At 68.3% G+C, this 26206-nt stretch carries 21 protein-coding genes and 1 pseudogene; 10 read left to right on the top strand and 12 right to left on the bottom strand.

Annotation, left to right across the window (positions count from 1 at the left end; genetic code table 11):
• Positions 1–117 precede the first annotated feature (117 nt).
• The 5 genes from Q9R39_RS01460 to Q9R39_RS01480 are packed head-to-tail and all read left to right on the top strand — an operon-like array spanning position 118 to position 5651.
• Positions 118–1881, top strand: coding sequence for a nitrite/sulfite reductase (locus Q9R39_RS01460; protein WP_211540193.1), 1764 nt, complete (start codon positions 118–120; stop codon positions 1879–1881).
• Positions 1878–2657: a phosphoadenylyl-sulfate reductase gene (locus tag Q9R39_RS01465; RefSeq protein WP_055475483.1), complete on the top strand. Its 780-nt coding sequence runs from the start codon at positions 1878–1880 to the stop codon at positions 2655–2657. The genes Q9R39_RS01460 and Q9R39_RS01465 overlap by 4 nt, the downstream gene beginning before the upstream one ends.
• Positions 2639–3628: a sulfate adenylyltransferase subunit CysD gene (gene cysD, locus Q9R39_RS01470; protein WP_176455919.1), complete on the top strand. Its 990-nt coding sequence runs from the start codon at positions 2639–2641 to the stop codon at positions 3626–3628. The genes Q9R39_RS01465 and cysD overlap by 19 nt, the downstream gene beginning before the upstream one ends.
• The gene (locus Q9R39_RS01475) at positions 3628–4923 is read left to right on the top strand and encodes a GTP-binding protein (protein ID WP_311276991.1); all 1296 of its coding nucleotides are present in this window, start codon (positions 3628–3630) and stop codon (positions 4921–4923) included. Before cysD ends, Q9R39_RS01475 begins: the two co-directional genes overlap by 1 nt.
• A complete protein-coding gene (locus tag Q9R39_RS01480; RefSeq protein WP_311276992.1) occupies positions 4920–5651 on the top strand; it encodes a CbiX/SirB N-terminal domain-containing protein in 732 nt (243 codons plus the stop codon). Before Q9R39_RS01475 ends, Q9R39_RS01480 begins: the two co-directional genes overlap by 4 nt.
• A 279-nt stretch (positions 5652–5930) precedes the next feature.
• Here Q9R39_RS01480 and Q9R39_RS01485 read toward each other — a convergent pair whose 3' ends face one another.
• Positions 5931–6131, bottom strand: coding sequence for a hypothetical protein (locus Q9R39_RS01485; RefSeq protein WP_055475487.1), 201 nt, complete (start codon positions 6129–6131; stop codon positions 5931–5933).
• Positions 6132–6282: 151 nt separating this feature from the next.
• Here Q9R39_RS01485 and Q9R39_RS01490 point away from each other — a divergent pair, with 151 nt between their 5' ends.
• Positions 6283–8289 (top strand): glycoside hydrolase family 15 protein, encoded by a 2007-nt coding sequence (locus tag Q9R39_RS01490; protein ID WP_311276993.1) that lies wholly within the window; start codon positions 6283–6285, stop codon positions 8287–8289.
• A 21-nt stretch (positions 8290–8310) separates the two neighbouring features.
• Here the strand turns inward: Q9R39_RS01490 and Q9R39_RS01495 are convergent, their stop codons facing one another.
• The 3 genes from Q9R39_RS01495 to lepA are packed head-to-tail and all read right to left on the bottom strand — an operon-like array spanning position 8311 to position 13173.
• Entirely contained in the window at positions 8311–9222 is a 912-nt protein-coding gene (locus Q9R39_RS01495; RefSeq protein WP_311276994.1) for a cation diffusion facilitator family transporter, read from the bottom strand.
• Between the two features lie 13 nt (positions 9223–9235).
• Positions 9236–11284: a M3 family metallopeptidase gene (locus tag Q9R39_RS01500; RefSeq protein WP_311276995.1), complete on the bottom strand. Its 2049-nt coding sequence runs from the start codon at positions 11282–11284 to the stop codon at positions 9236–9238.
• A gap of 32 nt (positions 11285–11316) precedes the next feature.
• A complete protein-coding gene (gene lepA / locus Q9R39_RS01505; RefSeq protein ID WP_311277065.1) occupies positions 11317–13173 on the bottom strand; it encodes a translation elongation factor 4 in 1857 nt (618 codons plus the stop codon).
• Between the two features lie 225 nt (positions 13174–13398).
• On the opposite strand from lepA, the gene Q9R39_RS01510 reads away from it, so the two are divergent.
• Positions 13399–14079: an alpha/beta fold hydrolase gene (locus tag Q9R39_RS01510; protein WP_226513646.1), complete on the top strand. Its 681-nt coding sequence runs from the start codon at positions 13399–13401 to the stop codon at positions 14077–14079.
• 2 nt (positions 14080–14081) lie between these two features.
• Positions 14082–14507 carry a type II toxin-antitoxin system PemK/MazF family toxin gene (locus Q9R39_RS01515; protein ID WP_065631478.1) on the top strand — a complete coding sequence of 142 codons (426 nt, stop codon included), beginning with the start codon at positions 14082–14084 and terminating at the stop codon, positions 14505–14507.
• A gap of 16 nt (positions 14508–14523) precedes the next feature.
• Here the strand turns inward: Q9R39_RS01515 and Q9R39_RS01520 are convergent, their stop codons facing one another.
• From Q9R39_RS01520 to Q9R39_RS01535, 4 genes are all read right to left on the bottom strand, one after another.
• Positions 14524–15372: a transglutaminase family protein gene (locus Q9R39_RS01520; protein WP_058252095.1), complete on the bottom strand. Its 849-nt coding sequence runs from the start codon at positions 15370–15372 to the stop codon at positions 14524–14526.
• A complete protein-coding gene (locus Q9R39_RS01525) occupies positions 15369–16346 on the bottom strand; it encodes an alpha-E domain-containing protein (RefSeq protein WP_058252096.1) in 978 nt (325 codons plus the stop codon). The genes Q9R39_RS01520 and Q9R39_RS01525 overlap by 4 nt, the downstream gene beginning before the upstream one ends.
• Positions 16343–18244, bottom strand: a complete 1902-nt coding sequence (locus Q9R39_RS01530; protein ID WP_068970224.1) for a circularly permuted type 2 ATP-grasp protein — start codon at positions 18242–18244, stop codon at positions 16343–16345. Before Q9R39_RS01530 ends, Q9R39_RS01525 begins: the two co-directional genes overlap by 4 nt.
• A gap of 92 nt (positions 18245–18336) precedes the next feature.
• On the bottom strand, positions 18337–19509 hold the full coding sequence (locus Q9R39_RS01535; RefSeq protein WP_137810294.1) for a sulfotransferase family protein: 1173 nt from the start codon (positions 19507–19509) through the stop codon (positions 18337–18339).
• A gap of 239 nt (positions 19510–19748) precedes the next feature.
• Between Q9R39_RS01535 and rpsT the strand changes: the two genes are divergently transcribed.
• Positions 19749–20009 (top strand): 30S ribosomal protein S20, encoded by a 261-nt coding sequence (rpsT, locus tag Q9R39_RS01540; RefSeq protein ID WP_004023072.1) that lies wholly within the window; start codon positions 19749–19751, stop codon positions 20007–20009.
• Positions 20010–20263: 254 nt separating this feature from the next.
• Here the strand turns inward: rpsT and holA are convergent, their stop codons facing one another.
• Positions 20264–21232, bottom strand: a complete 969-nt coding sequence (holA, locus tag Q9R39_RS01545; RefSeq protein WP_311276996.1) for a DNA polymerase III subunit delta — start codon at positions 21230–21232, stop codon at positions 20264–20266.
• A gap of 249 nt (positions 21233–21481) precedes the next feature.
• Here holA and Q9R39_RS01550 point away from each other — a divergent pair.
• Positions 21482–22809, top strand: a pseudogene (locus tag Q9R39_RS01550) (amino acid permease).
• 12 nt (positions 22810–22821) lie between these two features.
• On the opposite strand, the gene Q9R39_RS01555 reads toward Q9R39_RS01550, so the two are convergent.
• From Q9R39_RS01555 to Q9R39_RS01565, 3 genes are all read right to left on the bottom strand, one after another.
• Positions 22822–24219: a ComEC/Rec2 family competence protein gene (locus Q9R39_RS01555; RefSeq protein WP_311276997.1), complete on the bottom strand. Its 1398-nt coding sequence runs from the start codon at positions 24217–24219 to the stop codon at positions 22822–22824.
• A gap of 3 nt (positions 24220–24222) precedes the next feature.
• Positions 24223–25224, bottom strand: coding sequence for a ComEA family DNA-binding protein (locus Q9R39_RS01560; RefSeq protein WP_311276998.1), 1002 nt, complete (start codon positions 25222–25224; stop codon positions 24223–24225).
• A gap of 117 nt (positions 25225–25341) precedes the next feature.
• Positions 25342–26202 carry a DegV family protein gene (locus tag Q9R39_RS01565; RefSeq protein WP_311276999.1) on the bottom strand — a complete coding sequence of 287 codons (861 nt, stop codon included), beginning with the start codon at positions 26200–26202 and terminating at the stop codon, positions 25342–25344.
• Positions 26203–26206 lie beyond the last annotated feature (4 nt).

Raw genomic sequence — 26206 nt, forward strand, 5'->3', positions numbered from 1 at the left:
TCGCATCTAGCGACGTCTCGGCCCCGATTTGTCCCCGATTCCCTGGGGATGCCGGCACGTTTCAGCCCGTAACTCGTGCAACGAACGCCGGCCCTGTGCGCCGGCACAGGAGAGTTCATGACGTCCACCACCGACGCCCCCGCCGCTTCCGGTCCGGGTGCACCGAACGACGCTGCCGCTGCAGAGCCGGTCGCCCCGAAGCCCGCGCGCCCGGCCCGCAAGGCCCGTCCGACCAAGCGCCGCGCCGAGGGTCAGTGGAAGCTCGGTTATCGCGAGCCGCTGAACCCCAACGAGCAGGTCAAGAAGGACGACAACCCGCTCAACGTGCGTGCGCGCATCGAGAACATCTATTCCAAGCAGGGTTTCGACTCGATCGACAAACAGGACCTGCGCGGCCGGATGCGCTGGTGGGGTCTCTACACCCAGCGCGCCGAGGGTTACGACGGCACCTGGACCGGCGACGAGAACATCGACATCCTCGAGGACAGCCACTTCATGATGCGGGTGCGCTGCGACGGCGGTGCGCTCAACGTCGAACAGCTGCGCACCCTCGGTGAGATCTCCACCGAGTTCGCCCGCGACACCGCCGACCTCTCCGACCGGGAGAACGTCCAGTACCACTGGATCCGCATCGAGGACGTCCCGACCATCTGGGAGCGCCTCGAGGGCGTGGGGCTGCAGACCACCGAGGCCTGCGGCGACTGCCCCCGCGTCGTGCTGGGTTCGCCGCTCGCCGGCGAGTCCCTCGACGAGGTCCTCGACCCCACCCCGGCCATCGACGAGATCGTGCGCCGCTACATCGGCGACCCGAAGTACTCGAACCTGCCGCGCAAGTTCAAGACCGCGATCTCGGGCCAGCAGGACGTGGTCCACGAGATCAACGACGTCGCGTTCGTCGGCGTCGTGCATCCCGAGCACGGCCCCGGACTGGACCTCTGGGTCGGCGGCGGATTGTCCACCAACCCGATGCTCGCCCAGCGCGTCGGCGCCTGGGTGCCGCTCGACGAGGTGCCCGACGTCTGGGAGGCCGTGGTCTCGATCTTCCGCGACTACGGGTACCGACGTCTGCGCGCCAAGGCGCGGCTGAAGTTCCTCATCAAGGACTGGGGCATCGAGAAGTTCCGCCAGGTGCTCGAGGACGAATACCTGGGGCGCAAGCTGATCGACGGCCCGGCGCCGGAAAAGCCGGAGCGTCCGATCGACCACATCGGTGTGCAGAAGCTGAGCAACGGACTCAACGCGATCGGCTTCTCCCCCATCGCCGGTCGCGTCTCGGGCACGATCCTGACCAAGACCGCCGACGCGGTCGCCGCGGCCGGTTCCGACCGTGTGCGCTTCACCCCGTACCAGAAGCTGATCGTCCTCGACGTCCCCGACGACAAGGTCGAGTGGCTGATCGACGAGCTCAAGCCGCTCGGCCTGCACGGCCGGCCCACGCGGTGGCGCCGGAACCTGCTGGCGTGCAGCGGCATCGAGTTCTGCAAGCTGTCGTTCACCGAGACCCGCAAGCGCTCGCAGGTCCTCGCCCCGGAACTGGACGAGCGGCTGTCCGACATCAACGCGAAGCTCGACGTGCCGATCACGGTGAACATCAACGGCTGCCCCAACTCCTGCGGACGGTCGCAGATCGCCGACATCGGCTTCAAGGGACAGCTCGTCGAGGACGCCGACGGCAACCAGACCGACGGCTTCCAGGTCCACCTCGGCGGCAGCCTGGGCCTGGACTCGGGTTTCGGTCGCAAGTTGCGCCAGCACAAGGTGCTGGGTACCGAACTGGGCGACTACATCGAGCGCGTGGTCCGCAACTTCGTCGACCAACGCGAAGAGGGTGAACGGTTCGCGCAGTGGGCCGTTCGTGCCGATGAGGAGGCGCTGCGATGACCATCGAGACCACCACCCGTACCGGCCGGCGCTTCAGCGAGGACCAGCTGCGGGACATCGCCGAGAAGGGTGCTGCGGACCTCGGTTCCGACGCCACCCCGGAGGAATTGATCCGCTGGACCGCGCAGACCTTCGGCACCAACTTCGTCGTCGCGTCGAACATGCAGGACGCGGCCCTGGTCGACCTCGCGGTGAAGAACATCGACCGTGAGCTCCTCGACGGCGACCCGGTCAAGGTGCTCTTCCTCGACACCGGATACCACTTCGCCGAGACCATCGGCACCCGCGACGCCGTCGAGCAGGTCTATAACCATTCTGCCCCTCGCTTCGCTCGACCGGGCGTGGAGATGGTGAACCTGACCCCCGAGCACAGCGTCGCCGAGCAGGACGAGCTGTTGGGGCGCAACCTCTTCGCGCGCGACCCGGGCGAATGCTGCCGACTGCGGAAGGTCGTGCCGCTCAAGGCCGGGCTCGCCGGGTACGACGCGTGGATCACGGGCATCCGTCGTGTGGAGGCACCGACTCGGGCCAACGCGCCGCTCATCTCCTTCGACGAGGGCTTCGGACTGGTCAAGATCAATCCGATCGCGGCCTGGTCCGACGAGACGATGCAGGACTACATCGACACCAACGGCGTGCTGGTGAATCCGCTCGTCGACGAGGGATATCCCTCGATCGGGTGCGCACCGTGCACCGCCAAACCCGAACCCGGATCCGATCCGCGCAGCGGCCGCTGGGCCGGTCGCGCCAAGACAGAATGTGGGCTGCACGCATGACCGTGACCGAAACACCGTCCGTTCCGGCGACGCCCGGCGTCGCCGCTGCCCAGACGAGCGGCGCCGCCGCGGAGGCCGACGAGTTCACCACACTCGACGCCCTGGAGTCCGAGGCGATCCACATCTTCCGCGAGGTCGCGGGCGAGTTCGAGCGGCCGGTGATCCTGTTCTCCGGCGGCAAGGACTCCACAGTGCTCCTGCACGTCGCGCTCAAGGCGTTCTGGCCTGCGCCACTGCCCTTCTCGCTACTGCACGTCGACACCGGGCACAACCTGCCCGAGGTCCTCGAGTTCCGTGACCAGGTCGTGGAACGGCACAACCTGCGGCTGCACGTGGCCAAGGTGGAGGACTACCTCGCCGACGGCCGGCTCACCGAGCGCCCCGACGGGGTCCGCAACCCGCTGCAGACCATCCCCTTGCTCGATGCCATCACCGAGAACCGTTTCGACGCGGTGTTCGGCGGCGGTCGGCGCGACGAGGAGCGGTCGCGCGCCAAGGAGCGGATCTTCTCGCTGCGCAACGCCTTCGGCCAGTGGGACCCGAAGCGACAGCGCCCCGAGCTGTGGAACCTCTACAACGGCCGCCACGCCCCGGGTGAGCACGTGCGGGTGTTCCCGCTGTCGAACTGGACCGAGCTCGACATCTGGCGCTACATCGCTCGCGAGCAGGTGCTCCTCCCGTCGATCTACTACGCCCACGAGCGCGAGGTCTACCAGCGCGACGGCATGTGGATGACCTCGGGAGTCTGGGGCGGTCCCCGCGAAGGCGAAGAGGTGCAGCGACTCTCGGTGCGCTACCGCACCGTCGGCGACGGCTCCTCGACCGGCGCGGTCCTCTCCGACGCCACGGACAACGAGGCCGTGCTCGCCGAGGTCGCCGCGTCGCGGCTGACCGAGCGTGGCGCCACCCGTGGCGACGACCGGGTCTCCGAGGCCGCCATGGAAGACCGTAAGCGCGAAGGATATTTCTGATGAAGCACGCTCCTGATCTCCTCCGCATCGCGACCGCGGGCAGTGTCGACGACGGTAAGTCCACGCTCGTGGGCCGCCTGCTGTACGACACGAAATCCGTTCTGGCCGACCAGATCGACGCGGTCACGAAGGCGTCGGTGGACCGCGGTCTCGACACCCCGGACCTGTCGCTGCTCGTCGACGGGCTGCGGGCCGAGCGCGAACAGGGCATCACCATCGATGTCGCCTACCGCTACTTCGCCACTCCCGCGCGCTCGTTCGTGCTCGCCGACACCCCCGGGCACGTCCAGTACACCCGCAACACGGTGTCGGGTGCGTCGACTGCGCAGCTGGTGATCCTGCTCGTCGACGCCCGCACCGGCGTCGTCGCCCAGACCCGCCGCCACGCCGCGGTGATGGCCCTCCTCGGCGTGCCCCAGCTGGTGCTCGCGGTCAACAAGATCGATCTCGTCACCGATCAGGCGTCGGTGTTCGCCGAGATCTCCGCTGAATTCGCCGAACTCACCCGGTCACTGGGCTGGTCCGACGAGCAGGTCACCGCGATCCCGGTGTCGGCGCTGCACGGCGACAACGTGGCTCACCGCTCGGAGACCACCTCCTTCTACGATGGGCCCACACTCATCGAGCATCTCGAGACCGTGCCCAATCTGGTGGAGCGCAACGACGTCGGCCTGCGGTTCCCGGTCCAGTACGTCATCCGTCCCCGCACCCCGGAACACCCCGACTACCGCGGTTACGCGGGTCAGATCGCCGCCGGCCGGGTCTCCGTCGGCGACGAGGTGGTCGTCCTGCCGTCGGGGCAGCGGACCACCGTCAGCCAGATCGACACCGCCGACGGCGAATTGCCCACCGCGCACACCGGACGCAGTGTCACGATCCTGCTGGCAGACGACGTCGACATCTCGCGCGGTGACCTCATCGCCGCCGCCGCTGACGCCCCGGAACCGTTGCAGCAGTTCAGCGCAACGGTCTGCTGGCTCGCCGAGAAGCCGCTGCGCCCGGGCGCTCGCCTGCTCCTCAAGCACGGCACCAAGACCACCCAGGCGATCATCGGCGCCCTCGACGCGCTGTTCGACGAGCAGAACCTCGCCCTGATGGAGGCTCCGGAATCGGTGGAACTCAACCAGATCGTGCGGATCTCGGTGCAGACCGCCGAGCCGATCCCGGCCGACGACTACCAGGTCAACCGGGAGTCGGGCAGCTTCCTGCTCATCGACCCGCAGGGCGGGAACACGCTGGCCGCAGGCCTCGTGGGCGACGCCTTGGCGCCGCTCCATCTCAAAGAGTTGGTGTGACACCGACTCTCGTCCTCGCCGCACACGGCAGTCGCGATCCGCGCTTCGGCGCGACCGCGCGCCGTGTGCGGAACGCCGTCGCGTCGAGCCTGCCCGGTGTCGAGGTGGTGCTCTCCTATCTCGACCTCGACGAGCCGTTGGTCGGGGATGTGTTGAGCCGGACCGACGCCGATCCGGTGGTCGTGCCAATGCTGCTGTCCGCGGGGTTTCACCACAAGGTCGATCTGCCGGCGATCATCGAGTCGCGTCGACCCTCCGCTCGACAGACCGACGTCATGGGTACGCGCTCGTTGACGGGTGCCCTGGCAGACCGTCTCGTCGAGGCCGGCCTGGGGCCGCGCGACGGGGTAATCTTGTCCGCGGTCGGGTCCTCCGACCCGGCCGCCGATCGTTCGGTGCGCCTACGGGCGATCGAACTGTCGACACGGCTCCACCGGCCGGTCGAGGTGGTCTTCGCGACCAAGCTGGGGCCGCACAATCGCGCCGTCGTCTCGGCCGTGCGCCGACTCCGCGCCGGCGGTGCCCGACGTATCGCGGTGAGTCCGTACTTCCTGTCGGCCGGACTGCTCACCGAGCGGGTCGAGTCGGCTCTCGACGCCCTGGTCGACGACACCCTCGTGGCCGGTCCCCTCGGCACCCATCCGGACGTCATCGAGGCGATCGGGTCGCTCTACCGCACGGCGACCGACCGCCGCGCGATTCCCGCTGGGTACCACCCCGCTCCTTGAGGGGACCCTCAGGTCCCAGCCCCTGCTCCCTGAGGTGCGAGGAGCGCAAGCCGCCGGGCCGAGCAAGCGACGAAGGAGCGCGTCGAGGTCGACGAGCCACGAAGGGCGGGCGAGGCACGTCACCATGCCGGTCGTGGCTCGCTTCGCTCCCACCTCAGGGCGCATGACAAACAAGCCGCGAAGCGCCCGATGACGCTCAGCCGGTGACAAGCCAGGCGATGATGACCAGGACCAGCAGCGCCAGCAGCGCGAAGGTGACCGGCGAACGCAGTATCTTCTTCACAATCCGGTCCCGTCGTCGTCGGCGAAGCGGCGTCGGTCGACCAGCGTGGCAGCGGCGTCGACCAGCAGACTGAGCACGTAGGCGATGAGGATCGCCACCGGGATCACGACGGCGACGGTCACCAGCAACTGGGGCACGAAGGACAGGCCCGTGAGCCACTCCTCCACGCTGTCCCACCAGTCGAAGAACGCCGACACCTCATCACCCCGTCATCCGTGCACTCGTTCCCGCGGGCAGCCGTATATCCGTCCGCGGCATCTGCGTCGCTCCGAGTCCGTGATCACCGCCACTGTCTCGCTCACGGGAGCCGAGTGGCGTCGGCGAGAACCCGTCGCAATGATGGAACTCATGTCTGTCGCAGATGACTCCACCGTAACGTCCCTGCCGACCGTGCCGCCGCGGGCATCCGGGACCGCGGCCGACGCCGACGTCTCCCCGGCGGCTCCCCCGGCTCCGTCGCACACGAGCGCCTTCCCGCCGATCGGCGACTATGCGTTCCTGTCCGACACCGAGACCAACTGTCTCATCGCGCGCAACGGCTCCGTCGAGTGGATGTGCATACCCCGGCCCGACTCTCCGAGCGTCTTCGGCGCCATCCTCGACCGTAGTGCCGGCCACTTCCGACTGGCGCCCTACGGCGTGAACGTCCCGGTGGATCGGCGCTACCTGCCCGGCAGCCTGATGGTCGAGACCACCTGGCAGACCGACACCGGTTGGATCATCGTCCGTGACGCACTGGTCATGGGTCCGTGGCACGACAACGAACGTCGTTCGAAGACGCACCGCCGGACGCCCACCGACTGGGACGCCGAGCACATCCTGCTGCGCACCGTGCGCTGCGTGTCCGGCACCGTCGAACTGCACATGAGTTGCGAACCCGCTTTCGACTACCACCGCGGGACGACGAAGTGGGAGTACTCGGGCCCGGCCTACGGCGAGGCGATCGCACAGGCCAAGGACACCGATGCCGACACGCCCACCCTGAAACTCACCACGGACCTCCGGCTAGGTCTGGAAGGTCGCGAAGCGCGGGCACGTACCCGGCTCGTCGAAGGCGACAACCGCTTCGTCGCACTCAGCTGGTCCCGGCAGCCGGCGCCGCAGAACTTCGAGGAAGCCGCCCAGAAGATGTGGGCGACAAGCGAGTCGTGGCGGCAGTGGATCAACATCGGCAGCTTCCCCGATCATCCGTGGCGCTCACATCTGCAGCGTTCGGCCCTCACGCTGAAGGGACTCACCTACTCCCCGACCGGCGCACTGCTCGCCGCCGCGACCACGTCGCTGCCGGAAACCCCTCAGGGCGAACGTAACTGGGACTACCGCTATGCGTGGGTGCGTGACTCGACCTTCGCCCTGTGGGGTCTGTACACGCTCGGTCTCGACCGCGAGGCCGACGACTTCTTCTCCTTCATCGCCGACGTCTCGGGCATCACCAACGGGGAACGTCATCCGCTGCAGGTGATGTACGGCGTCGGCGGCGAACGCACCCTGGAAGAGGAAGAGCTGACCCATCTCTCGGGCTACGACGGCGCACAACCGGTCCGTATCGGCAACGGCGCCTACAACCAGGCGCAGCACGACATCTGGGGCACGATGCTCGACTCGGTGTACCTCAACATCAAGTCGCACGAAGCCGTGCCGGAGACGCTGTGGCCCGTGTTGAAGGCCCAGGTCGAAGAAGCGATCAAGCACTGGAAGGACCCCGACCGCGGCATCTGGGAGGTGCGCGGCGAGCCGCAGCATTTCACGTCGTCGAAGGTGATGTGCTGGGTCGCGCTCGACCGCGGGTCACGCCTCGCGACGATGCACGGCGAGCAGGCGCACGCGCGCGAATGGGCGGCGATCGCGGAGGAGATCAGGGCCGACGTCCTGGCGCACGGGGTCAACGAGCGCGGGGTGTTCACCCAGCGTTACGGCGACGACGCGCTCGATGCCTCGTTACTACTCGTCCCGCTGCTGCGATTCCTGCCGCCGGACGACCCCCGGGTGCGCGCAACGGTTCTCGCGATCGCCGACGAACTCACCGAGAACGAACTGGTGCTCCGCTACCGGGTCGAGGAGACCGACGACGGCCTCAGCGGCGAAGAGGGTACGTTCACCATCTGCTCGTTCTGGCTGGTGTCGGCCCTCGTCGAGATCGGCGAACTGTCACGGGCGAAGACGCTGTGTGAACGACTGCTGTCCTACTCGAGCCCGCTCAAGCTGTACGCCGAGGAGATCGACGCCAAGACCGGACAGCATCTCGGCAACTTCCCGCAGGCGTTCACCCACCTCGCCCTCATCAACGCGGTGATGCATGTGATCCGCGCCGAGGAAGCCGCCCACCAGGCCACCTTCCAGCCGGCGAATCACTGAGCGCGACGAGCCGGAACGCGCTCAGTCCAGCCGCCAGTCCTCGTAGGCGCGTGGGTCGTTGATCGGTTCGACGTGCAGGGTCACGGTGAGATCGTCGACCGCGGCGCGGAGTTCGTCCTCGATCGTCTCGGCCAGGTCGTGCGCGCGCTGCACCGACCAGTCACCGGGGACGAGCATGTGCAACTGGACGAACCGTTCATGACCGGCCTCCCGCGTGCGGACGTCGTGGAAGTCGATCCGGTCGGCGCGGTGACGCGCGAGGACGGCGTCGATCGCGGCACGCAGGTCGTCGGGCAGCGCCGAGTCCATCAGTCCCGCACCGGATCGCCAGACCAGCCGTCCGCCCACGACGAGGATGTTGGCAGCCACCGCGATGGCGATCAGCGGGTCGAGCGGCAGCCAGCCGGTCACGGCGACCAAGAAGACGCCGACGACGACCCCGATCGTCGTCCACACGTCGGTCATGAGATGTTTGCCGTCGGCTTCGAGGGTCAGGGACCGATGACGACGACCGGCTCGGATGAGCACCCAGCCGACGACCGCGTTGACCACCGTCGCGCCCACCGAGATCGCCAGTCCTACACCGACTTCCTCGAGTTCCTGCGGATCGAGCAAGCGGTCGACGGCCGTGGCGATGATGACGACCGCGGCGACCACGATCATCACGCCCTCAAAGACCGCCGAGAAGTACTCCGCCTTGGTGTGCCCGAAGTTGTGACTCCGGTCCGGTGGCTTCGCCGCAACCCGCAGCGCGACGAACGCACCGATCGCCGCCACGAGGTTGACAGTGGACTCCAGCGCGTCGGAGAGCAGACCGACCGAGCCGGTGATCCGCCACGCGATCAGTTTGAGACCGATCACGACGATCGCGGTCACGATGCTCAGCACCGCGAACGCCGACAGGTCCCGGCGCGGGGTGCGCGTCGTCGTCATGACCGGGACCCGATCAGGCCGCGAGCCCCCGGCGCCGCAGCAGCGGTTCGATACGCGGCCGGCGACCGATCAGGCCCTCATGTGCGACAAGCGGATCCACGCTGTCTCCGCGGGAGAGAGTGGCGTCGGCGAACCGGCGGCCGTTCTCACGACGCAACCCGCCCTCGGCGAGGAACCACTGCTCGGTCTCTGCGTCGAGCACCTCCGACCAGATGTAGCTGTAGTAGCCGGCGGAGTAGCCGCCACCGAAGATGTGGTTGAAGTACGAGCTCCGGTAGCGCGGCGGGATCAGCTCGGTGTGCAGTCCTGCGTCGGTGAGCGCCCGCGCCTCGAAGGCCTCGACGTCGGACACCGCCTCGGCCTCCGCCACCGACAACCGGTGCCAGGCCAGGTCCAGCGAGGATGCAGCGAGGTATTCGATGGTGCCGTGCGCGGACTCGGCTCCCGCCGACTCCCGCGCCGCATCGGCGAGCTCAGCCGGGATCGGCTCTCCGGTCTCGTGATGCCGGGCGTAGTTCGCCAGCACGTCCGGGTGCAGCGCCCACATCTCGTTCACCTGCGACGGGAACTCGACGAAGTCCCGCGGTACCGATGTCCCGGATTGCGACGGATACTCCACCGACGACAGCAATCCGTGCAGGGCGTGCCCGAACTCGTGAAAGAGCGTGGTGAGCTGATCCATCGTGAGCAGACACGGTTGTCCGGCATCGGGTTTGGTCAGGTTCAGCACGTTCACGATGATCGGCTGGGTGTGCAGGACCGACGACTGGTCGACGATGTTGTTCATCCACGCCCCGCCGCGTTTCGACGGCCGGGCGAAGAAGTCGCCGAGGAAGAGTCCGATACCGACGCCCGCGTCGTCGCGTACCTCCCAGGCGCGCACATCGGGGTGGTACAGCGGGAGATCGGTGATCTCCCGAAAGGTCAGGCCGTACAGCTTGTTCGCGGCGAAGAAGACACCCCGGGTCAGCACCGCGTCCAGTTCGCAGTAGTCCGCGAAGTCGTCGAGCGGCACCGCCGAGTGCGACCGCTTCTCCCGATCGAGCCAGAAGGTGAGATCGGCGGGGCCGATCGTCGCGTCACCCGCGAACTCGGTGAGCCGGGTGAGTTCGCGGCCACCGGCACGCATGGCCGAGGAGTTGAGCTCGCGCAGCATGTCGTCGACGGCCCCCGGGTCCGGCGCCGTCTGCTCGGCGATCACGTATTCGGCGTGGTCCCGGTAGCCGAGCATCTCTGCTCGGCGTGCCCGCAGGCGGACGATCTCGAGGACCAGTTCCCGAGTGTCGTTTTCGTTGCCTCGGGCGCACCGCGCCACCGACGCGTCGAACACCCGCCGGCGCACATCGGCATTCGTCAATTCGGTGAGGACCGACTGGCTCGTCGGGAGTTCGAGTGTGACGAGGTATCCGCTGTCGTGCCCGGCCTCGCCGGCGGCACGACGGGCGGCGGCGATCTGTCCGGCCGACAGACCGTCGAGTTCGGCGGCATCGTCGACGAGCACCGCCGAGTCGTTGGTGTCGTCGAGGATCTTCTGGGAGAACGTCGTCGTGAGATAGGCCAGGCGGGATGCGATCTCCCGCATCTCACGCTGTGCGTCGGGGTCGAGTCCGGCTCCGGCGCGGACCGATTCTCGGTACCGCTTGTCGAGCAACCGGCGCTGGGCTTCGGTGAGATGAAGGTCTTCGGCGCGCGAATGGAGGTCGGAGATCCGTTCGAAGAGAACCGGATTCATCGCGATCGTGTTCGCATGATCGGTCAGGAGCGTCGACAGCTCCTGGGAGATCTCGTTGCGTCTGGGGTTCGTGTCGGGCCCGACGAGGTTGAAGAAGATCCCCGACGCCCGGGCCAGGTCGCGCCCCGACAGCTCCAGCGCCTCGATCGTGTTGGCGAAGGTGGGCGCCGCGGGATCGGCCGCGATCGCCTCCACCTCGGCCACATGCGACGCCATGGCCTCGGTGAACGCCGGCAGGAAGTCGTCGTCGGAGATCGATGCGAAGTCGGGGAGGTCGTAGGGCAGGCTGCTCTCCGCCAGTACCGGATTGGTGCCCTGTGCTGCGGTCATCGTCTCCCCGCTCCCGGTCTGCCCGTCGCCCATCACTTCCCCTTCGGCTTGTCACCCACCGCGTCGGTCGAGAGCGCGGCCACGAAGGCCTCCTGCGGGACCTCGACGCGGCCGATGGTCTTCATCCGCTTCTTGCCCTCTTTCTGCTTCTCGAGCAGTTTGCGCTTACGGCTGATGTCGCCGCCGTAGCACTTCGCGAGCACGTCCTTGCGGATGGCCCGGATGTTCTCGCGCGCAATGATCTTCGAGCCGACGGCGGCCTGCACCGGGACCTCGAACTGCTGGCGCGGGATGAGCTCCTTGAGCTTGATCGCCATCCGGTTGCCGTAGGCATAGGCGGCGTCCTTGTGGACGATCGCACTGAACGCGTCGACGGCCTCGCCCTGGAGCAGGATGTCGACCTTCACCAGATCGGCTTCCTGCTCGCCCGCCTCCTCGTAGTCGAGGCTGGCATAGCCACGCGTCCGCGACTTCAAGGCGTCGAAGAAGTCGAAGATGATCTCGGCCATGGGCAGCGTGTACCGCAGTTCCACGCGCGTCTCCGACAGGTAGTCCATCCCGCCGAGCTCACCTCGACGCGACTGACACAGCTCCATGATCGCGCCGATGAACTCGCTCGGCGCGATCACGGTGGTCTTGACGATGGGTTCGTAGATGTGCCGGGTCTTGCCTTCCGGCCAGTCCGACGGGTTGGTCACCACATGCTCCGAACCGTCTTCCATGACCACCCGGTAGACGACGTTCGGGGCCGTCGAGATCAGGTCGAGGTTGAACTCGCGCTCGAGACGCTCGCGGGTGATCTCCATGTGCAGCAGACCGAGGAAGCCGCAGCGGAAGCCGAACCCCAGCGCGACCGAGGTCTCCGGCTCGAAGGTCAGTGCGGCGTCGTTGAGCTGCAACTTCTCGAGCGCCTCGCGCAACACCGGGTAGTCGGACCCGTCGAGCGGGTACAGCCCCGAATAGACCATCGGTCGCGGCTCGCGGTACCCCGTCAGCGCCTGTTCGGCACCCCGGCGGGCGGTGGTGACGGTGTCACCGACCTTCGACTGGCGAACGTCCTTCACACCCGTGATCAGGTAACCGACCTCGCCGACACCCAGCCCCGTGGTCGGCTTCGGTTCCGGGGACACGATGCCCACCTCGAGCAATTCATGCGTGGTGCCGGTCGACATCATCAGGATCTTCTCCCGCGGCACGATCTTGCCGTCGACGACGCGGACGTAGGTGACCACGCCGCGATAGGTGTCGTACACCGAGTCGAAGATCATCGCCCGCGCCGGGGCGTCGGAGTCGCCCACCGGAGCCGGCACCTTCCGGATGACCTCGTCGAGCAGCTCGGTGACCCCGACGCCGGTCTTGCCCGACACACGCAGCACGTCTTCCGGCTCGCAACCCACGATGTGCGCGAGTTCGGCAGCGTAGCGCTCGGGGTCGGCCGCGGGCAGGTCGATCTTGTTGAGCACCGGGATGATGGTGAGGTCGTTCTCCATCGCCAGATACAGGTTGGCGAGGGTCTGGGCCTCGATGCCCTGCGCGGCGTCGACGAGCAGGACAGCTCCCTCGCACGCTTCCAGAGCGCGGGACACCTCGTAGGTGAAGTCGACGTGCCCGGGGGTGTCGATGAGGTGCAGGACGTAGTCCTCGTCACCCGCCGCCGACTTCACCGTCCAAGGCAGACGGACGTTCTGCGCTTTGATGGTGATGCCGCGCTCGCGCTCGATGTCCATTCGATCGAGGTACTGCGCCCGCATCTGCCGCTCTTCGACGACGCCGGTGAGCTGCAGCATCCGGTCTGCCAGCGTCGACTTGCCGTGGTCGATGTGGGCGATGATGCAGAAGTTCCGGATACGTGCCGGATCGGTGAAGGTGGTGTCGGCGAAGGTGGGAATGGAACTACTCCTCGAACGAGAACTTCGGTAGAGAACGGGTACGGATACGGGTTGTGCTCCAGTTTCTCATGAGCACCCCGCGTGGCGCGTCCGGCCACGTCGCACCCTTCGAGACGGCCCTCCGCAGGCTCCGGGCCTCCTCAGGGATCGGGGAGACGGCCCTCCGCAGGCTCCGGGCCTCCTCAGGGATCGGAGAAGTCCGCGAGCACCTCCGAAGGCGCTACGGTGGCAGCCGTGTCCGCGTCCACCGTCACCACCATCGAGTCCGACGACGTCGCCGCCGAGGTACACCGCCCGGGGATCCCGGCACGTGCCACGCTCGTCCTCGCCCACGGCGCAGGCGGCAACCGCGACGCCGTGATCCTGCGTGCCCTGGCCGAGGAACTGTGCGACCGCGGGTTCGTCGTCGCCCGGATCGACCTGCCGTATCGACGGCGCCGGCCCAAGGGCCCGCCCAGCCCGTCCACCGCCGCCGCCGACCGGGACGGCATCCGTGCCGCGTGCGCAACGCTGCGCGCCGAGTCCGACGGGCCGTTGATCGTGGGTGGCCACTCCTATGGCGGGCGACAGTCCTCGATGGCCGTCGCCGAGGACGGAACAACTCTGGCCGACGGCCTGCTGCTGACGTCGTATCCGCTGCATCCGCCGGGCAAGCCCGACCGACTGCGCACCGAACACCTGCCGTCGATCACCGTCCCCACCCTCGTGGTCCACGGGAGCACCGACCCGTTCGGCACCACCGACGAGATGACCCGCGCGATCGGCCTCATCGACGCGCCGACACACATCGTCGAACTCGAGAAGGTCGGACACGACCTCAACCCGAAGAGGAAACCCACCGCAGCCCTCACCGCGGACGCGATCGAGGACTTCCTGCTACCCCACATCTCCGGAGAGGACTCCTGACGATGACCAGTCGCGACGCCCGGCCCGCACTTCGGCCGACAACCGATCTCGCCCGCACCATCAGCTATTCCCCCGACCTCGACGGCGACGCCGACCCCGGCGAGATCGTGTGGACCTGGGTCGCCTACGAGGACGACCCGAACCAGGGAAAGGACCGGCCGGTCCTGGTCGTCGGCCGGGACGCCCGGGCCGACCGGTCCGACACCGTGCTCGGGCTCATGCTGTCGAGCAAGGACCACCGGGACGACGGCAACTGGCTTCCCGTCGGGTCGGGCGCATGGGATTCCCAGGGCCGGCCGAGCTTCGTGCGCCTCGACCGTGTACTCGTCGTCGACGACGACGGCATCCGCCGGGAAGGCGCGATCCTCGACCGCACGACGTTCGACGCCGTCGCCCAGGAACTCCGCGGGCACTACGGCTGGCGGTGACCCGGAGGACGAAACCCTAGGCGAGCCGGGTGATCTCGACGATGACGTCGAGGTCGGTCGCGCCGCCGCCGGTGTAGATACCCTTCAGCGGCGACACATCGGCGTAGTCACGACCCACGCCCACCGACACATGCTGCTCGGTGATCGGGGTGTCGTTGGTCGGGTCGTAGCCCCACCAGCCGCCCGTCCACGCCTCGATCCAGGCGTGACTCTGACCCTGCACCGTCTTGTCGATCTCGGCGTCGGGTTCGGGATGGAGATACCCCGACACGTACCGGGCGGGGATGCCCAGCCCGCGGAGCATCAGCAGGGTGAGGTGCGCGTAGTCCTGACACACGCCCTTGCGGTCGGTCCACGCGTCGACCGCGGTGGTGTGCACGCCCGTCGTGCCGGGGACGTACTCCATCTCGGTGTGGATGAAGCGACACACCGCCTCGACCGCCTCCTCGGGGGTGAGCCCCTTGGTCACCTTCTTCGCGGTCGACAGCAGTGACCGGTTGCGGGCGACATACGGTGTGTAAGACAGCATCTCGTCATACCGGTCGATGACGTGATCGCTGTTCACGTCGTCCCACGAGACCTGATCCTCCTCGTCGGGACGTTGTCCGGCCTCGGTTTCGACGACCGACAGCCCCGAGACCTCGAGTTCGTTGTGCGGCGCGTGCAGATCGAAGGCGGTGACCGCGGTACCCCAGTAGTCGGTGTACCGGTAGGACCTCGTCGCCGGGACCGTCTCGACCCGGTTGACGATCACGTTCTGGCGGGCGTCGCTGCGCGGAGTGAGCCGGGCTTCGTTGTACGACGAGGTGACCGGACTGTGGTAGGCGAAACCCGTGGAATGGACAACACGCAGACGCCAGCTCACAGCTCACTCTCCTCGATGACATGCCCGTCGCTGACGCGGGCGTCGGCCCACGAGACATAGGGCGACACATGGAAATACTGCTTCGTGACCGCCTCGTTGACCGCGCGGCAGGTGTCCTGCAGGTCAACGAGCCGGTCCTGCAGATCGTCGAGCAACTTCCCGGGCTCGAGGAACTCGAGCGAACTGCGTGCGCGGCCCAGCAGCAACTGCGCCTCGGCCTGGGCCCCGACCCGGCTCGGCCCACTCTCGAGCTGGCCCAGATTGCGCTCGGCGACGCTGAGGGCGTGGAAGATGGACCGTGGGAACAGCCGGTCGAGAAGCATGAACTCGACGATGTTCTCGGCGTCCAATACACCGCGGTAGGTCCGCAGGAAGGTGTCGTGCCCGCCGGCGGACACGAGGACGTTCACCCAGGCCGGCGACGTCGTCCGATCCCCGGCGCGGGACAGCAACATCCGGATGGTCATGTCGACCCGCTCCACCGACCGACCCAGCAGCAGATATCGGTAGCCGTCGTCGTGGCTGAGGGTGGCGTCGGCGAGGCCCGCGAACATCGCCGCCCGGTTCTTCACGTACGACAGGAACTCGTGGGGACCGAGGCGACGCGAGCGCCGTTCGGCGCCGTCGAGTCCGTTGTAGGTGGTGTTGAGGCATTCCCACAACTCGCTGGACGTGACTTCGCGTGCGCCCCGGGCGTTTTCCCGCGCCGCCCGGATCAGGTCGACGATCGATCCCACCGCGTCGGCGTCGTAGGCAACGCGTTCGGTCAGCGACCAGACGTCGAGCTCGTCGTCGTCCTCCGGCGCGGTGAGCCCGAGCACCTGGATGATCAGGCGCGCCTGCCGGTCGACGTCGACCGTGGTGTCCTCGAGGATCTGGTGGATCGCGACATCGAGGATGCGCGCCATGTCGTCGGCGCGCTCGACGTATCTGCCGATCCAGTAGAGCGATTCGGCGTTACGCGCCAGCATCATCGGACATCACCGCTCTGCTGCTGTGTCATGTCGCCGGACGCGGTCGTCGAATTCGGTTGCTGCGTCATGCCACCCATCTGCTGCGTCCCACCCAACTGCTGCATCATGGAGCCCATCTGCTGCGTCCCACCCAACTGCTGCATCATCGAACCCTGCTGTTGCTGTTGAGTCTGCGTGTGCACCGGGTCGGGGGCGCTCTCCGCCGGCCGGGCGGCGGCGACACCGCTCGTCGTCACGACCTTCGCACCCGACAACTCCCGGTCCCCCTCGGATGTGCGCGAGGCCAGCACCCAGGTGTCCTTGGAACCGCCGCCCTGGCTCGAGTTGACGACGAGCGATCCCTCCGGCAGCGCCACCCGGGTCAGGCCGCCGGGCAGGACCCACACGGACTCACCGTCGTTGACCGCGAACGGACGCAGGTCAACATGGCGCGGCCGGATGGCGTCACCGATCTTCGTCGGCACCGTCGACAGCTGCACGACCGGCTGTGCGATCCACCCGCGCGGATCGTTGCGGACCTTGCGTGCCAGTGCGTCCAATTCGGCGCCGGTCGCGTCGGGGCCGAAGACGATGCCGTAACCGCCCGATCCCTCAACGGGTTTCACGACGAGTTCGTCGATGCGGTCGAGCACCTCCTCGCATTCGTCGGGCAGCCAGCAGCGTAGGGTGTCCACGTTCTGGAGACTCGGCTTCTCGCCGAGGTAGTACTGGATGATCTCCGGCACGTAGGTGTAGATCAGCTTGTCGTCGCCGACGCCGTTGCCGACCGCACTGGAGATCACCACGTTGCCCGCGCGCGCGGCGTTCAGCAGCCCCGCCACGCCGAGCATCGAATCCGGCCGGAACTGCATGGGATCCAGGAAGTCGTCGTCGATGCGGCGGTAGATGACGTCGACCCGCTGCTCCCCCTCGGTCGTGCGCATGTACACGACGTTGTCGCGGCAGAACAGGTCACGGCCCTCGACCAGCTCGACGCCCATCAGGCGTGCGAGGAGCGAGTGCTCGAAGTAGGCCGAGTTGGCCACGCCCGGGGTCAGCACGACGATGTTCGGGTCGGCCTCGTTGAACGCCGCCGACGCGCGTAGCGCGCGCAGGAGGTGGCTCGGGTAGTCGGCGACCGCACGCACCTTGTGTTTGGAGAACAGGTCCGGGAAGACGCGGGCCATCGCGCGCCGGTTCTCGAGCACATAGGAGACGCCCGACGGCGACCGCAGATTGTCCTCGAGGACCCGGAAGTCGCCGTTCTCGTCGCGGATCAGGTCGATACCCGCGACGTGGATGCGAACACCGTTGGGCGGCCGAATGTTTGCCGCCTGTCGATGAAAGTGCTCACAGGAGTGGACGAGTCGCTTGGGCAGTACCCCGTCGCGCAGGATCTCCTGCTCGCCGTAGATGTCGTCGAGGAAGAGTTCCAGCGCCTGTACGCGCTGGGTGATACCCGCCTCGAGCTTGTTCCACTCCGCCGCCGAGATCACCCGTGGCACAACATCCAACGGGAAGGGGCGTTCCTTGCCGGACAGCGAGAACGTCACACCCTGGTCGAGATAGGCACGCCCGAGGGCCTCCACACGGGCCTCCACGAGGTCGGACTGATCCTCGTCGGCCATGGCCTTGTAGATACCGCGGTACGGTGTCCGCACCTCGCCGGCGGCATCGAACATCTCGTCATAGGCCCTGCCGTACGGGCCTTTTGCGTACCCGCCGAAGTTGCCGGTGAAATTCTCCCCGGTGGTTGCGTCGCCCGCGCCCTTCGCCGACCGGCTGCCGGAACCGGAACCCTTGGTCGAACCGGACTTGGCGGAGGCCGTCCGTCCCGACGAGGTGGACGACGCCGCTTTCGCGGCTGCGGACTTACGCGCCGCCTTCTTGGCTGGCGCACTTGTCGATGCGGGGGTCATAAACTGCCATGGTGCTACAGAATGCCGAAATTGGCAGGACGTCGACCGGCCGTGTCATCGACGAAGCCGCACCGCCGTTCCGGGGCCACCGATCAGGATGATCGGCGCGCGGCGATCACCCGCCGCTTGACCCGGCGCACCACATTCGCCGCCCGCGTCCGCGCACGGGGTCCGACCTTGGGCAAGGGCGCCGCGAGCACCATCGCCGCGATCGTGTCGAGCGCGACGTCGAGCACCTCGCCGTCCGACGGCGGCGGCACGTCGCCGGCGTCGTGTTCGGGCGACACCACCAGATCGTCGAGGTCACCGACGACGTCGTAGCCGGCGTCGCGGACCGCCGCGACCATCCGCCGGGACTCCCCCGCCGCCCACTCCCGGCTCTTGTCCGAGAGTCCCTGCGGCGGGCCGGACGGTGCCTCGAACAGGATCTCCCCGATCACCTGCCCCTTGATGATCCGCTCGTATCGGCGCCACTCGATGGCGTCCGGCTGCAGGCGGCGGTTGAGGCCGCGCAGGAACTCGGCCTGCGGCGCGGACAGCGAGCTGTTCAGGCTGGGGACCGGGATCCGCAGCGGGACCGGATCGATGTTCATCACGCGCAGGAACCGATCCCAGAGCGTGTCGCCCGACGCCGCCCCGCGGGGCGGCACCGTGACGATGTGGACACGCTCGGGTCCGACGACACGCGACCAGCGTTCCAGGATGCCGACGTAGTCCTGGAACTCCCAGAACGGCTCCTCGTCGACCTCGTCGGCCGGGGCATCGTCAGCGGGGGTGCTGACGACTACGGGACCGCCGGTCCGGCGCCCCTCGGAAGCGAAGGCCACCGAATCCACGAACTCGTCGAACGACGCCCGGCGCTGGTTCTTCACGTTCTCCTGCCACACGGACGGGAGCTGGCGGCCGAGGTCGCGGACGGTCGCGATCACGTGGACCTCGTCGGCGAAGGACAGGTCGGCCATCAACCGTTCGATCTGGTCGACGGTCGCGGTGCTGTACAGCTCGTGCGACAGCAACGAGATCTGCGGCCAGGCCCGGATCTGTCCGAGGAGCGTCGGCCAGGTGCCGGCGAAGGCGGGATCGACCCAGTCGAGGTATCGCTCCGGCTGCAGGTGCACCGCGGCATGGAAGTGATCGGAGATCACGTTGCCCGGGTACAGCAGCCCGGAGGACTGCAAGGCCAGGTCGCGGTTTCGCCAGAGGCGATCCTGGAGGTGTGTGGTCCCGGTCTTGGGAAGGCCGATGTGTACGTAAACGACGGACATGATGGGTCCACCGTAGACATAAGTTCACGATGATTCTTATTGGCCGACGCGGCGGCCCGCCGTTCCCGACGCATGGATTTTGGCGGGCTGACCCCGGCTGGTAATGTTGTGCGCTGTTGCGGTGACGCCGTGGAGATGCTTCACGCGCCGACACCGCCCGGTGCGAGTTCAGCCCCCAGGGCCGACCGCCCGACCCGAACAGACAGACATATCCACCAGCAACGACAGAGGTAACACGCGTGGCAAACATCAAGTCTCAGATCAAGCGCAATCGCACCAACGAAGCGAACCGCCAGCGCAACCAGTCGGTGAAGTCGGCCCTTCGTACCGCGATCCGCAGCTTCCGTGAGGCTGTCGAGTCCGGCGACAAGGCGAAGGCCGCCGAGCTCGGCCAGACCGCCAGCCGCAAGCTCGACAAGGCTGCCAGCAAGGGCGTCATCCACGCCAACCAGGCCGCCAACAAGAAGTCGGCCATCGCTCTCGCGGTCAACAAGCTCTGATCTGACGCCGACCCCGGGTCGGTCCGACGGTTGATCCGTCGCCACCTCTCCATACCTCGATCACCCCGGCAGCATCCACGCGGTTGCCGGGGTGATCGACGTTTCTCGATACTCCGCGACGAGTCGAAGCCACTGCCGCGCCCCTGCTCCGCGAGGCGGCACCCACCGCTGGTTGAGCCGGCCCCGAGCGGAGCGAGGCGCCGAGTCGAAGCCACTCCCGTCCGACGGCCGACTCAAGACCGGCCGGACGGGCGTCAGCTCCGCCGACGCCCGTCCGGCCGGAGGTCGGCGACCGTGGCGACGGCGTGGGTGAGGCTGTAATCGGGGTCGGCGGCCTGCCCCTTCACATCCGCGTTGAGCGCCGCGACCACGCCGACCGCCCGCGCGATCGACTCCGCGTCCCACGCCTTGGCCTTCGGCTGCACGTTCTTGACCCGGTTGGGCGGCATGCCGAGTTCGCGGGCCGCATCGAAGTGGTTGATCGACCCCATGGGTCGGATGCGAGCGATGGCGTGGACGGCCTCGGCGAGGGCGTCGGCAAGCAGCACCCGCGGTACGCCGTGGTGCAGTGCCCAGGCCAGGGATTCCAGCGCGCCGGCACGGTCGCCCGTCACCGCCCGGTCGGCCACCTCGAATCCGGTCACCTCGGGGCGGCCCTGGTAGTACAGGCGCACGGTGTCGCGGTCGACCTTGCCGCCGGTGTCGGCCACGAGTTGCGCGCACGCGGCGGCCAGCTCGCGCAGTTCCGATCCGACGCCCTCGACCACCTGCTCGACGACATCGGCGCCGACCTTTACGCCCAGCGAACGGAACTCGTTGCGCACGAAAGTCATTCGCTCCGACGGCCACTTCGGGGCGGTCGTCTCATGTTCGACGGCCCCGGCCTTCTTCAACGCGGGGACCATCGACTTCGCGCGGCCTCCGCCGTGATGGATCACCATCAGCGTGATGCCCTCGGGCAGCGACGACGCGGTCGCGGCGATGAGCGCGGCCGGCTCCTTGCCCGCGTCGGCGGCGGCCTCGACGACGACGATCCGCTCTTCGGCGAACAGCGACGGACTGAGCAGCTCTGCGAGTTCGTGTTCGCTCACGTCGCCGGCACGTACCCGGGTCACCGGCACCGGGGTACCTGCCGCTTTCGACGCGGCGTCGACCACGGCCGAGATCACCCGGCCGGTGAGGAAGTCGTCGTCTCCGAGCAGCAGGTGCAGGCGATCGGTCACGGCGACAATGGTGCCAGACGGCGCCGACACGATCACCGGACCGCCGCCCGGCCAACCGAATACGACAAAGTGGACGGGTCCTGTGGGCAAGTGAATCCGGTCGATCGCGGGCCGTTACGGTGAGCTTCTGCCATCGGCCCACCGACATTCGGAGGAGTTGCCCGCGTGACTGTCGAGCATCCCGGCACCGACACGGGTGCCGACACCGACGAGGGATACCAACGCGGGCTCACCGCCCGCACCGTGCAGATGATCGCCATCGGCGGCGCGATCGGCACCGGCCTCTTCTACGGCGCGGGTGGCGCGATCGAGAAGGCGGGACCGGCACTCATCCTGGCGTACGCGCTCGCCGGCCTCGCGATCTTCATCGTCATGCGCGCTCTCGGCGAACTCCTCATCTACCGGCCGATCTCCGGTGGCATCAGCGAGTACGCCGACGAGTTCCTCGGACGGTTCGCCGGTTTCAGCCAGGGGTGGACCTATTGGGCCGTGTGGACGACGACGTGCATGGCCGAGATCACCGTGGCGGGCAAGTACATCAACTACTGGTGGCCCTCGGTGCCGGTGTGGGTCACCGCCCTCATCGCGCTCATCGTGCTGTTCGGCGCGAACCTGATCTCCGTCGGGGTGTTCGGACGCGCGGAGTTCTGGTTCTCCGCCATCAAGGTCACCGCCATCCTCGGCATGATCATCGCCGGCATCGGTGTGCTGCTCCCGATCGCCGGGCTGGGGCCCGAGACCGGTCCGTCGGTGACGAACCTGTGGAACGACGGCGGCTTCTTCGCGACCGGCTTCAGCAACGCGATGCTGAGCCTGCAGATCGTCATGTTCGCCTATGTCGGCGTCGAGCTCGTCGGCGTGACCGCGGGAGAGGCACAGAACCCGCGCGTCACGCTGCGCAAGGCGATCAACACCGTTCCGTTCCGCATCGGGATCTTTTATGTCGGCTCGCTGCTGGTGATCCTCTCGGTCCGCAGCTGGACGGACTTCCAGGCCGGCGAGAGCCCCTTCGTCTCGGTCTTCTCCTACATCGGCATCCCCGGCGCCGCGGGCATCGTCAACTTCATCTTGCTCACCGCTGCCCTCTCGTCGTGCAACTCGGGCATCTACTCGACCGGGCGCATGCTGCGCTCCCTCGCCCACACCGGCGACGCCCCGCGGCAGCTGACCCGACTCTCGACCGCAAGGTCCCGGCCGTCGGCATCACGCTGAGTGCCGCCGTCATGGCGATCGGCGTGGTGGTGAACGTCATCGATCCCGCACACGCCTTCGCCTACATCACCGCGGTGTCGACGGTCGGGATCATCGTCATCTGGTCGACGATCCTGCTGTGCCGGATGGCCTACCGCCGGAAGGTCGCGCGCGGCGAACTGCCGCGTTCGGACTACCGGGTCCCCGGCGCCCCGATCACCACGTGGCTCGCCCTCGCCTTCCTCGCGCTCGTCTTCGTCCTGCTGTTCTTCGACCGCGACGGTCGGATCGCACTGATCGTCGGGGCGGTCTGGTTCGCCGCCGTCGGCGTCGGCTACATGGTGTGGAACCGCACCGCGGGCGAGCTGGCCGACCGCGAGGTCTGACTGCGGGCAGCCTCATCCGAACGGCGAGGGCACCTCCACACTCGCCCAGCCCACGCCGCCGAGGGTGCGCGCGCACACGACCATCCACCACAGTTCGGGGGCGAGGGCGCGCACCAGCAGTTCACCCACGAGCGCGCCGACGCCGTCGGGCGGCCCGATCGCGCCGATGAGTGCGGCGAGGGTGCCGACCACGCTGATCACCGCGACCACCGGGGCGACCAGAAGGTTCGCAACGATTCCCACCACCGAGAACGTGCCGGTCACCACGACCACGATCGGCGCCGTCACCAACTGCGCGGTGACCGCCATCGCGATCACCTCGGCGACACCGGGCGGACAACGCCACTCGCGCAACCGGTCGCGGAGTCGTGGGGCCCACAGCACGATGGCGGCGGTGGCGGCGACCGACAAGGCGAACCCCGGTTGCAGCGCCAGTTCGGGCCACCACAGGAGTCCGCCGACGACCGCCGCACCGAGCGCCGGGAACGCCTGCGCCCGACGAGAGGCGAAGAGCGCCAACACACCCACCGCTCCCATCAACGCGGCACGCACGACACTAGGCGACGGCCGGACGAGCACCACGAATGCCAGGATCACCACCAGCCCGACGACCGCGGCCGCCCGCGGTGGCACACCCGCACTGCGAACCACGAGAAGCGCTGCCCCGCAGACGATCGCGAAATTGCTGCCGCTCACCGCGGTCAGATGGCTCAGGCCGGCGTCGCGGAAATCGTCCCGCAGGCCGTCGTCGAGGGAGCTCTCGTCGCCGAGCACGAGGCCGGGCAGGAGTCCGGCCGCGTCCTCGTCGAGCGCCCGCGCGGCCAACACCTGCAACCGTTCCCGGATCGCACCGGCCACCTGCTGGTGGGCGGGCGGCGAGCCGACGACCCGGGGCTGCTGCGCAGTCAGGGTCGCCACCAGCAGCGAGTGCTCGGGCGGCGGCCGCACCCGCGCGACCGTGAGCACCCGTTGCCCGGGCAACAGTCCCGACCACTCTCCGAGATCTCCCATCAGGTCGGCGGAAGCCGTCGGAACACGATGCGAACCAACCTGTTCCACGTCGACGCGCAGACGGACGCGTCCGGCCGACGAGGGCCCGACAACCACCGGGTCCCCACGCACGGTCAGCACGACCGTCGACTTCCCGGTCGACGCGGCCAGCGGGTGATCGGAGCGGACCTCCTGCCGGATCGCCAACGAGGTCGCGCACACCGCCGCGAGGCCGGCCACGACGACGATCAAACCGACCGCGTCCCATCCGAACCGGCCGCCGGCACAGACCAGCGTGCCGACCGAGGCCACCGCGCCCGAACAGATCGCCAGCCCGAGCGTGTACCCGGGCGGCATCACCAGCCCGAACGCCGTCACCGACCACACCGCCACCGCCGGTACCAGCAGGCGGTAGTCCACCCGTCAGACCGTCACGAGATCGCGCAGTCCGGCCAGGCGTGCCGGACCGATCCCGTCGACCTCGGCCAGCTGGTCCACGGAGCTGAAGCGCCCGTTGCGTTCCCGCCACGACAGGATGGCCTTCGCGGTCACCGGCCCCACCCCGGGCAACTCGTCGAGGTCGGCCTCGGTGGCGGTGTTGAGGTTCACGAGTCCGCCGGTGGCCGGCGGACCACCCGAACCGCCGGCGGGAGCACTTGCATCTGCCGGGGGTGCACCCGCGGGTGCGGGTGGCGCGCCCGAGGCCCCGACGACGGCACTGCGCAGCGACATCTCGCCCTGCCCGCCCGCGTAGCCAACGAGGATCTGATCGCCGTCCCGGAGGACCTGCGCGAGGTTCAGCGACAGCAGATCCGCGTTCTTGCGCGCGCCCCCCGCCCGGTCGATCGCGTCGGCGACCCGCGCCCCGGGCGTGAGTTGCACCAGACCCGGCGCGTGCACCAAACCGACGACACTGACCACCATCTGCGCCGGGGTCGATTCGGTCGGCACGGCCGGCGGCGTCGACGGGTCCGACGTCGACGAGGTACCGGCCACCGCACCGAAATCCACGACCGGCGCCGACTCCGACCCGCGGAACAGTCCGAAGGCCGCGACGGCACAGACGACGACACCGACCGCGATCAGCGCGAGAGCGGCCGGCGGCGCGACCGCGAAGCGCCGCCGAGGGACGGGATCGTCGTCGAAGTCATCGTCATCCTCGACACCGACGCCCCCGACACTGTTGCCGCCGTCGGCGTCCGCCCGTCGACGCGGGGTTCGCGCCGGCGTGTCGAGCCACGTCGGCATCCCGCCGATCCCCCACCCGGGATGCTCGGGTTCCTCGACGGGGCCGAGCGGGTCGTCGATGTCCGGCGCGAGCGGCGGCGACTCGGTGTCGATGCCTGCCGTACCGTCCCGTCGGCCCGGCAGATCGGCCACCGGCGCCAGCCGGTCCAGCGGGTTCCGCCGTCCTGATGCGCTCATGACGCCACACGCTAGGTCGCACAGCCGCCGCTGATCCGCACGTGAACCGCGGAGCCCGCGATCTGTGGACGATCACCGCGAGCTGTGGATGACGCCGAGCCCGGCGGGGCCCGACCTCTAGGACTCGCCGAGACCCTCGATCGGTTCGAGGTGCGCGGCGATCACGACGCCCACCGCGCCGGGGCCGACGTGGGTGCCGAGGATGGGACCGAGATCGACGGTCAGCTCGGAGGTCACCACCCGCAGCCTGGCGTGGACGGCCGCGCGCAGTTCCTCGGCCACGTCCGGGCTCTGACAGTGCTGGATGCCGACCGTGACCGCGCGGCCGCCCGCGGAGTCGGCGGCGGCGTCGACCATCTTGTCCAGCGCCTTGGAGAACGTGCGATGACGTTCCTTCAGCGTCAGGGTCCCGTCGACCATGTGCAGGATCGGTTTGATGGACAGCGCCGATCCGAAGAGCTTGCCCGCGGCGCTGATCCGGCCACTGTTGCGCAGATTGTCGAGCTGCTGCACACACAGCAGCGAGTCGACGGTCGCTGCCTGTCGGATGGCGGACTCGTACACGCGGTCCCGGTCGGCTCCCCCGGCGGCGGCCTGGGCAGCCGCGACGGCGGTGAAACCGACTGCGAGACCGACAGATCGGGAATCGACGACCCGAACCTGCCCGGAGAACTTCTCGGCAGCCATCCGCGCCGAACTCCAGGTCCCCGACAACCGGCGGGACATGTGAACGGCGACGACGCCGGCACCCTGACTCGCCTCGAGCGCGGACTCGAAATGTTCGGAGAGGTCGTTGGGGTTGGCCCCGGAGGTGGTCACGCCCGGTGTCGTCACGATGTCGGCCGGGATGTCGTCGACACCTTCGCGGTAGTCCTTGTCGCCGACGGCGAGGTGCAGTGGAACCTGCCGTATGCCGTAGTGCTCGGTCACCGACCGCGGCAGTCGGGACGAGGAGTCTGTGACGACGACGACAGGCACGCGT

Source organism: Gordonia sp. AC31, from assembly GCF_031844505.1.
Classification (GTDB): domain Bacteria; phylum Actinomycetota; class Actinomycetes; order Mycobacteriales; family Mycobacteriaceae; genus Gordonia; species Gordonia hongkongensis.

What these genes read in the sequence shown, in the direction of transcription:
- Q9R39_RS01495 (WP_311276994.1), bottom strand. Translation starts at nt 9,222, where the DNA reads ATGACGACGACGCGCACCCCGCGCCGGGACCTGTCGGCGTTCGCGGTG.
- Q9R39_RS01500 (WP_311276995.1), bottom strand. Translation starts at nt 11,284, where the DNA reads ATGACCGCAGCACAGGGCACCAATCCGGTACTGGCGGAGAGCAGCCTG.
- cysD (WP_176455919.1), top strand. Translation starts at nt 2,639, where the DNA reads ATGTGGGCTGCACGCATGACCGTGACCGAAACACCGTCCGTTCCGGCG.
- Q9R39_RS01525 (WP_058252096.1), bottom strand. Translation starts at nt 16,346, where the DNA reads ATGATGCTGGCGCGTAACGCCGAATCGCTCTACTGGATCGGCAGATAC.
- Q9R39_RS01490 (WP_311276993.1), top strand. Translation starts at nt 6,283, where the DNA reads ATGTCTGTCGCAGATGACTCCACCGTAACGTCCCTGCCGACCGTGCCG.
- Q9R39_RS01475 (WP_311276991.1), top strand. Translation starts at nt 3,628, where the DNA reads ATGAAGCACGCTCCTGATCTCCTCCGCATCGCGACCGCGGGCAGTGTC.
- Q9R39_RS01465 (WP_055475483.1), top strand. Translation starts at nt 1,878, where the DNA reads ATGACCATCGAGACCACCACCCGTACCGGCCGGCGCTTCAGCGAGGAC.
- Q9R39_RS01535 (WP_137810294.1), bottom strand. Translation starts at nt 19,509, where the DNA reads ATGTCCGTCGTTTACGTACACATCGGCCTTCCCAAGACCGGGACCACA.
- Q9R39_RS01530 (WP_068970224.1), bottom strand. Translation starts at nt 18,244, where the DNA reads ATGACCCCCGCATCGACAAGTGCGCCAGCCAAGAAGGCGGCGCGTAAG.
- Q9R39_RS01560 (WP_311276998.1), bottom strand. Translation starts at nt 25,224, where the DNA reads ATGAGCGCATCAGGACGGCGGAACCCGCTGGACCGGCTGGCGCCGGTG.
- Q9R39_RS01460 (WP_211540193.1), top strand. Translation starts at nt 118, where the DNA reads ATGACGTCCACCACCGACGCCCCCGCCGCTTCCGGTCCGGGTGCACCG.
- Q9R39_RS01515 (WP_065631478.1), top strand. Translation starts at nt 14,082, where the DNA reads ATGACCAGTCGCGACGCCCGGCCCGCACTTCGGCCGACAACCGATCTC.